Genomic DNA, 1,946 nt, shown 5'->3' on the forward strand with positions numbered 1-1,946 from the left:
GTTGGAGTTCTTCATGGCCTCTTCGTAGGACGGGAACTCCACGATCTCGACGACATGGGTGGAGTCCGAGCGGTCCTGCCCGACGATCGAGTGCGTGGCCGTCCGCTTGCCCTGGGTCGCCTCGACCCAGTTGTCCATCAGCTGGTTGAGCTGGTCGATGTTGCTGGTCTTGCAGTCGATGAGCTGGACGAAGGTCATGAGCCCCTCCCGTGCGATCAGCGACGCGAATGAATGAATTCGGCGATTTCAGGCTATAACGGGGCTTTTATCCTTGCTTCTTCTGTCGCTCCAGCTGCTGAGTCATCGGGGCCGACATCTGCTATTGCGGAGCCCGCGCCGTTCTGGATGGCAGACCAGCCGCCGGTTCCGGGGTAGCGGAGTTGGCACCTGGTGTGGACGCTGCCCGACCCGGAGGCGGCGCTGTGGGCCCTGGGTCACCCGGCTCCGCCCGGGCGGGGCGTTGACGGGTTGCTGGCCCACCTGATCGCCTGCCTCAGCCGCGAGAACCTCGACTCCGTCCGGGCCCGGTCGCACCTAAGGGCGGTGGACCTCAGCCCCGCCGCCCCATCGCCTGCCCGGCCTTCACGTCGGCCGCGTACCGATCCACGTACTCCTGGCCCGACAGTCGCAAGATCGCGTATGTGATCTCGTCGGTGACGGCCCGCAGCACCGTCTTGTGGTGCGCCATCCCTGCGAAGCGCGAGAAGTCCAGTGGTTCCCCGAAACGGATCGTCACCGGCGGGAGTCTCTGCAGGACACTTCCCGAAGGCCAGATCTGGAACGTCCCCACCATCGCGCACGGAACCACCGGAACCTGCGCGGCCAGCGCCATCACCGCCACTCCGACCTTGCCCTTGTGCAGCCGGCCGTCGGGAGAACGCGTGCCCTCCGGATAGATCGCGAGCAGTTCTCCCTTCGCCAGTACCCCGAGCCCCTTCCGGATCCCCGCCTGCGCCGCGGCCCTGCCCGACCTGTCCACCGAAATCTGTCCGGCACCGCGGAGAACGAGCGCGGTCAGTCGGCCCCTGGGGCCCGGCGCCGTGAAGTACTCCGCCTTGGCCAGGAACGTGATGCGCCGTTTCAGCACCGCGGGCATGAGGAGGGGGTCAGCGAAGGACAGGTGATTCCCGGCGACGATCGCCGCGCCCCGCGCCGGAACATGCTCGAGCCCCTCGACCCGCGGCCGGAACAGCAGCCGCAGCAGCGGCCCGAGAAGGACGTACCTGAGCACGTAATAGAACACGGGCGGCTCCCCACTGCCGAATCAGGTGCTGTGGTTGGCCCGCGCGGCCCTCACCTCTCCTACGCCCCGCCGTCCAGCTCGCCCCGCCCGCGGCCGTCGCCCGGATCGTCTCACCAGGGCGACGTCGTCCCCGGCTACCGCATGCAGTCGGCCGACCCCTGTAATACGCCAGACCGCGGTACGGGCCCCGTCACCGAGTCAGCGGGCGCAGCCGACGTCCAGCACTTCGATCACGTCACCATGGCGGGTATATACGAGCCAGCACCATTCACCGAACGCTGCGGCCAGGTCCGAGACCTTCGTCGTCGAGTCCACGGCCACAGCGGTGATGAGCGCGATGATCTCCGCATGCACGTCGTCCGGGACGTCGAAGAGCACGTCGGCGGCCGGTTGGATCAGTTCGTCTTTCATGGTGACTCCCGCGGACAGCAGGAGCGGCACGGTATGGAGCCGTTCATTGCGCCCGGGCCTGTGGGCGACTACCACCAGAATCCCTCCGGACACGAGTGCTTGGCCACTCCCCGGCGGGGTCGGTCCGGCCGTCGGCCGGACCGACCCCGCTCTGCGCCGCCGCTGGGTCAGAACGTGGCCTGGCGCAACCGCAAGAGGGCGACCTTCATGCCGAAGCCGATCTTCGGCGACAACGGCTCCGGTATGCACACGCACGGCGTTCGCCACCCCGGCGGCGAGCTCCTGCCACCGG

2 protein-coding genes and 2 pseudogenes are annotated in these 1,946 nt (G+C 68.0%); 1 reads left to right on the forward strand and 3 read right to left on the reverse strand.

Annotated elements, in window-relative coordinates; genetic code table 11:
* The 3 genes and pseudogenes from ADL12_RS21340 to ADL12_RS21350 all read right to left on the reverse strand — a co-directional run.
* Nucleotides 1-198 (reverse strand): annotated as a pseudogene (locus tag ADL12_RS21340) (ester cyclase); the annotation flags it as partial.
* A 352-nt stretch (nt 199-550) separates the two neighbouring features.
* Entirely contained in the window at nt 551-1,243 is a 693-nt protein-coding gene (locus ADL12_RS21345) for a lysophospholipid acyltransferase family protein (protein WP_062704273.1), read from the reverse strand.
* Between the two features lie 198 nt (nt 1,244-1,441).
* On the reverse strand, nt 1,442-1,654 hold the full coding sequence (locus ADL12_RS21350; RefSeq protein WP_062704274.1) for a hypothetical protein: 213 nt from the start codon (nt 1,652-1,654) through the stop codon (nt 1,442-1,444).
* 168 nt (nt 1,655-1,822) lie between these two features.
* On the opposite strand from ADL12_RS21350, the pseudogene ADL12_RS52885 reads away from it, so the two are divergent.
* Nucleotides 1,823-1,946, forward strand: a pseudogene (locus tag ADL12_RS52885) (hypothetical protein); the annotation flags it as partial.

The organism is Streptomyces regalis, assembly GCF_001509475.1.
GTDB lineage: Bacteria > Actinomycetota > Actinomycetes > Streptomycetales > Streptomycetaceae > Streptomyces > Streptomyces regalis.